Origin of the sequence: Winogradskyella ouciana, from assembly GCF_009709615.1 — a bacterium.
GTDB lineage: Bacteria > Bacteroidota > Bacteroidia > Flavobacteriales > Flavobacteriaceae > Winogradskyella > Winogradskyella ouciana.
In genome coordinates this window covers 1-5,489 of record NZ_WJYA01000011.1, presented here as the reverse complement: position 1 = coordinate 5,489, position 5,489 = coordinate 1, and the positions used below count along the sequence as shown (strand labels likewise).

Sequence of the window (5,489 nt, the reverse complement as noted above, 5' to 3'; positions counted from 1 at the left end):
CTCTATAAACGAAAAAAATCCCGATTCTAACAATAAGAATCGGGATTCAAAAAAGGCGGCGACCTACTCTTCCACAGATAGTAGTACCATCGGCGCAAACGGGCTTAACTTCTCTGTTCGGAATGGTAAGAGGTGAGCCCCGTCGCTATAACCACCTTAAAAGGTGAGTAATCAGTCTTTAGTAAATAGTAGTTAGTAATACCAACTACTTACTTTACACTCATCACTAATTACTGTTCCGCATTAGCGGAACTAATATTGTTGACATATTGAAAAAGACGATGAATCGTCATTGGATATATAATAATTAAATAGTAGAAATTAATAGAATTTGTACCTATAAAAAGAACGGCGTACAATAAGCCTATGGGTTATTAGTACTACTCGGCTATGACGTTACCGCCTTTACACCTGTAGCCTATCGACGTGGTCATCTTCCACGACCCTTTAAAGAAATCTCATCTTGTGGTGGGTTTCGCGCTTATATGCTTTCAGCGCTTATCCCTTCCCAACGTAGCTACCCAGCAATGCTCCTGGCGGAACAACTGGTACACCAGAGGTTGGTCCAACTCGGTCCTCTCGTACTAGAGTCAGATCCACTCAAATTTCTAACGCCCACAGTAGATAGAGACCGAACTGTCTCACGACGTTCTGAACCCAGCTCGCGTGCCACTTTAATGGGCGAACAGCCCAACCCTTGGGACCTTCTCCAGCCCCAGGATGTGACGAGCCGACATCGAGGTGCCAAACCCCCCCGTCGATGTGAGCTCTTGGGGGAGATCAGCCTGTTATCCCCGGAGTACCTTTTATCCTTTGAGCGATGGCCCTTCCATGCGGAACCACCGGATCACTATGCTCTACTTTCGTACCTGATCGACCTGTATGTCTCTCAGTCAAGCTCCCTTATGCCATTGCACTCTGCGCACGGTTACCAAGCGTGCTGAGGGAACCTTTAGAAGCCTCCGTTACTCTTTTGGAGGCGACCACCCCAGTCAAACTACCCACCAAGCACTGTCCCTGATCAGAGGTTAGACTCTAGATAAGCAAAGGGTGGTATTTCAACAATGACTCACCCACGCCTGGCGACGCAGGGTCGAAGTCTCCCACCTATCCTACACATTACTTATCCAAAGCCAATACTAAGCTATAGTAAAGGTTCACGGGGTCTTTTCGTCCCACTGCGGGTAATCGGCATCTTCACCGATACTACAATTTCACCGAGCTCATGGCTGAGACAGTATCCAAATCGTTACACCATTCGTGCAGGTCGGAACTTACCCGACAAGGAATTTCGCTACCTTAGGACCGTTATAGTTACGGCCGCCGTTTACTGGGGCTTCATTTGAGATCTTCGAGGTAAACCTCTAAACCCTCCACTTAACCTTCCAGCACCGGGCAGGTGTCAGGCCCTATACGTCATCTTTCGATTTAGCAGAGCCCTGTGTTTTTGATAAACAGTCGCTTGGATCTTTTCACTGCGGCCTGTATTGCTACAGGCGACGCTTCTCCCGAAGTTACGCGTCTATTTTGCCTAGTTCCTTAGCCATGAATCTCTCGAGCTCCTTAGAATTCTCATCCCAACTACCTGTGTCGGTTTAGGGTACGGGCTGCTTCACTCGCTTTTCTTGGAAGTCGATTCGCTAGATTATCACCTTGGCCGTAGCCTCAGTGTACTATCGCCGTGTTACCACTGGCTTCAACGCACTATTCCGTCAGTGCGCACTAACTATTCGCCTCCGTCACTTTTAGCGTGAGCAGGTACAGGAATATTAACCTGTTGTCCATCCACTACCCCTTTCGGGTTCGCGTTAGGTCCCGACTAACCCTCAGCTGATTAGCATAGCTGAGGAAACCTTAGTCTTTCGGAGTGCGGGTTTCTCGCCCGCATTATCGTTACTTATGCCTACATTTTCTTTTGTAGCTTCTCCAGCATACCTCGCAGTACACCTTCGACGACACTACAATGCTCCCCTACCACTTTTACAAGTCCATAGCTTCGGTAGTATGTTTATGCCCGATTATTATCCATGCCGGATCGCTCGACTAGTGAGCTGTTACGCACTCTTTAAATGAATGGCTGCTTCCAAGCCAACATCCTAGCTGTCTGTGCAATCCAACCTCGTTTATTCAACTTAACATACATTTGGGGACCTTAGCTGATGGTCTGGGTTCTTTCCCTCTCGGACATGGACCTTAGCACCCATGCCCTCACTGCTGATCATCATTTTATAGCATTCGGAGTTTGTCAGGAATTGGTAGGCGGTGAAGCCCCCGCATCCAATCAGTAGCTCTACCTCTATAAAACTAAATCAACGCTGCACCTAAATGCATTTCGGGGAGTACGAGCTATTTCCGAGTTTGATTGGCCTTTCACCCCTACCCACAGGTCATCCGAAGACTTTTCAACGTCAACCGGTTCGGGCCTCCACTGTGTGTTACCACAGCTTCACCCTGCCCATGGGTAGATCACACGGTTTCGCGTCTACCACTACTAACTGAAGCGCCCTGTTCAGACTCGCTTTCGCTACGGATCCGGACCTGAAGTCCTTAACCTTGCTAGCAACGGTAACTCGTAGGCTCATTATGCAAAAGGCACGCCGTCACGGATAAATCCGCTCCGACCGCTTGTAAGCGTATGGTTTCAGGTTCTATTTCACTCCCTTATTCAGGGTTCTTTTCACCTTTCCCTCACGGTACTAGTTCACTATCGGTCTCTCAGGAGTATTTAGCCTTATGGGATGGTCCCCACAGATTCACACAGGGTTTCACGTGCCCCGCACTACTCAGGATACTGCTATCTTATCAATCTTTACTTATACAGGGCTATCACCTTCTATGGCCCGTCTTTCCAAACGGTTCTAATTCATCATGACTCAAATGTCGCAGTCCTACAACCCCAGCATTGCCGTAACAATACTGGTTTGGGCTAATCCGATTTCGCTCGCCGCTACTATCGGAATCACTTTTGTTTTCTTCTCCTCCGGGTACTTAGATGTTTCAGTTCTCCGGGTTCGCCTCCTTTACAGGATAACATGTCTTCAACATGCCGGGTTGCCCCATTCGGATATCTACGGATCAATTTGTATGTGCCAATCCCCGCAGCTTTTCGCAGCTTATCACGTCCTTCATCGCCTCTGAGAGCCTAGGCATTCCCCATACGCTCTTATTTAGCTTATTGTACTTTTGTCTTTTTAATGAGTTACAATTATTGCTCGTTACAATAATTATTTAATTTTATTAAATATTTCTATCTAATTATCATGTATCTTTTTCAATATGTCAATGAACGTTCAGATTCCCGTTTCCACGGGAACTTTGGTGGAGAATACCGGAGTCGAACCGGTGACCTCCTGCGTGCAAGGCAGGCGCTCTAGCCAGCTGAGCTAATTCCCCTTTCCTTAAATTCCAAATCATGGAATTCAGAATTATGAATTTAGAATCCTCAACGTCTAGAATTTCCTTTAATCAGTAGTCTCAGGCAGACTCGAACTGCCGACCTCTACATTATCAGTGTAGCGCTCTAACCAGCTGAGCTATGAGACTCTACTTAATTATCTTAAAAATTAAATCAACAGCAAGAGAACAGAACCAAATGTTTCCTTTTTTTGAACTTTCCTTATCAGTCGTCTTTCTCTAGAAAGGAGGTGTTCCAGCCGCACCTTCCGGTACGGCTACCTTGTTACGACTTAGCCCTAGTTACCGATTTTACCCTAGGCCGCTCCTTGCGGTGACGGACTTCAGGCACTCCCAGCTTCCATGGCTTGACGGGCGGTGTGTACAAGGCCCGGGAACGTATTCACCGCATCATGGCTGATATGCGATTACTAGCGATTCCAGCTTCACGGAGTCGAGTTGCAGACTCCGATCCGAACTGTGATGGGGTTTATAGATTCGCTCCTTCTCGCGAAGTGGCTGCTCTCTGTCCCCACCATTGTAGCACGTGTGTAGCCCAGGACGTAAGGGCCGTGATGATTTGACGTCATCCCCACCTTCCTCGCGGTTTGCACCGGCAGTCTTGCTAGAGTTCCCATCTTTACATGCTGGCAACTAACAACAGGGGTTGCGCTCGTTATAGGACTTAACCTGACACCTCACGGCACGAGCTGACGACAACCATGCAGCACCTTGTAAGTAGTCCGAAGAAAGGGGTATCTCTACCCCATGCAACTTACATTTAAGCCCTGGTAAGGTTCCTCGCGTATCATCGAATTAAACCACATGCTCCACCGCTTGTGCGGGCCCCCGTCAATTCCTTTGAGTTTCATTCTTGCGAACGTACTCCCCAGGTGGGTCACTTATCACTTTCGCTTAGCCACTCAGACCGAAGTCCGAACAGCTAGTGACCATCGTTTACGGCGTGGACTACCGGGGTATCTAATCCCGTTCGCTCCCCACGCTTTCGTCCATCAGTGTCAATATATTGTTAGTGATCTGCCTTCGCAATTGGTATTCTATGTAATATCTATGCATTTCACCGCTACACTACATATTCTAACCACTTCACAATAATTCAAGACGACCAGTATCAAAGGCAATTCTACAGTTGAGCTGCAGGATTTCACCTCTGACTTAATCGTCCACCTACGGACCCTTTAAACCCAATGATTCCGGATAACGCTCGGATCCTCCGTATTACCGCGGCTGCTGGCACGGAGTTAGCCGATCCTTATTCTTACGGTACCGTCAGCCGCCCACACGTGGACGGGTTTCTTCCCGTATAAAAGCAGTTTACAACCCATAGGGCAGTCTTCCTGCACGCGGCATGGCTGGATCAGGCTCTCGCCCATTGTCCAATATTCCTCACTGCTGCCTCCCGTAGGAGTCTGGTCCGTGTCTCAGTACCAGTGTGGGGGATCCCCCTCTCAGGGCCCCTACCTATCGTTGCCATGGTGTGCCGTTACCACACCATCTAGCTAATAGGACGCATACCCATCTTTTACCGACGAATCTTTAAAGTGTCTTCCATGCGAAAATCACTTGCTATGGGGTATTATTCTTCGTTTCCAAAGGCTATCCCCCTGTAAAAGGTAGGTTGTATACGCGTTACGCACCCGTGCGCCACTCGTCAGCGGAAAAGCAAGCTTCTCCCTGTTACCGTTCGACTTGCATGTGTTAGGCCTGCCGCTAGCGTTCATCCTGAGCCAGGATCAAACTCTTCATCGTTAAATTTTAAGCCTTGCGGCTATCTCTTAACTTCTGATAGGAATTCTTAAAATCTGTACTCTAAATGATCTATTCTCTTGTTCTGTTTCGGCCGTTTCCAACCAAAACTTTACGCTGTCAATTCAATATGTCTATGAACTTTTTAATCGCTTTCCTAAGCACTTTATCGCTTAAGCGGGTGCAAATATAAAACCCTTTTTCCTTTCCCGCAACATCTATCCGAAAAATATTTTTATTTTTTTTCAATGCCGCACTTTTTATGGAAATGAACTGCCGCCCACAACACAAACGCGTCGCTAACGGGGCGCAAATATAGAACACCTTTT

General features: G+C 47.6%; 1 protein-coding gene, 2 tRNA genes and 3 rRNA genes. All 6 read right to left on the bottom strand.

Translation table 11 applies throughout. The annotated features are described in order from the left end of the window. Positions 1 to 50: 50 nt before the first annotated feature. A 5S ribosomal RNA gene (gene rrf, locus F1003_RS15435) occupies positions 51 to 159 on the bottom strand. 195 nt (positions 160 to 354) lie between these two features. Beyond that, positions 355 to 3,178 (bottom strand): 23S ribosomal RNA (locus F1003_RS15430). A 138-nt stretch (positions 3,179 to 3,316) separates the two neighbouring features. Beyond that, positions 3,317 to 3,393: transfer RNA gene (locus F1003_RS15425), tRNA-Ala, on the bottom strand. A 76-nt stretch (positions 3,394 to 3,469) separates the two neighbouring features. Further along, positions 3,470 to 3,543 (bottom strand) — tRNA-Ile (locus F1003_RS15420). Between the two features lie 94 nt (positions 3,544 to 3,637). Continuing rightward, positions 3,638 to 5,163 (bottom strand): 16S ribosomal RNA (locus tag F1003_RS15415). Together the 16S, 23S and 5S rRNA genes with 2 tRNA genes alongside form the textbook arrangement of a ribosomal RNA operon. A gap of 117 nt (positions 5,164 to 5,280) precedes the next feature. Beyond that, positions 5,281 to 5,489, bottom strand: a 209-nt coding sequence (locus F1003_RS16970; RefSeq protein ID WP_235898402.1) for a hypothetical protein, incomplete at its 5' end; no start/stop codon positions are given.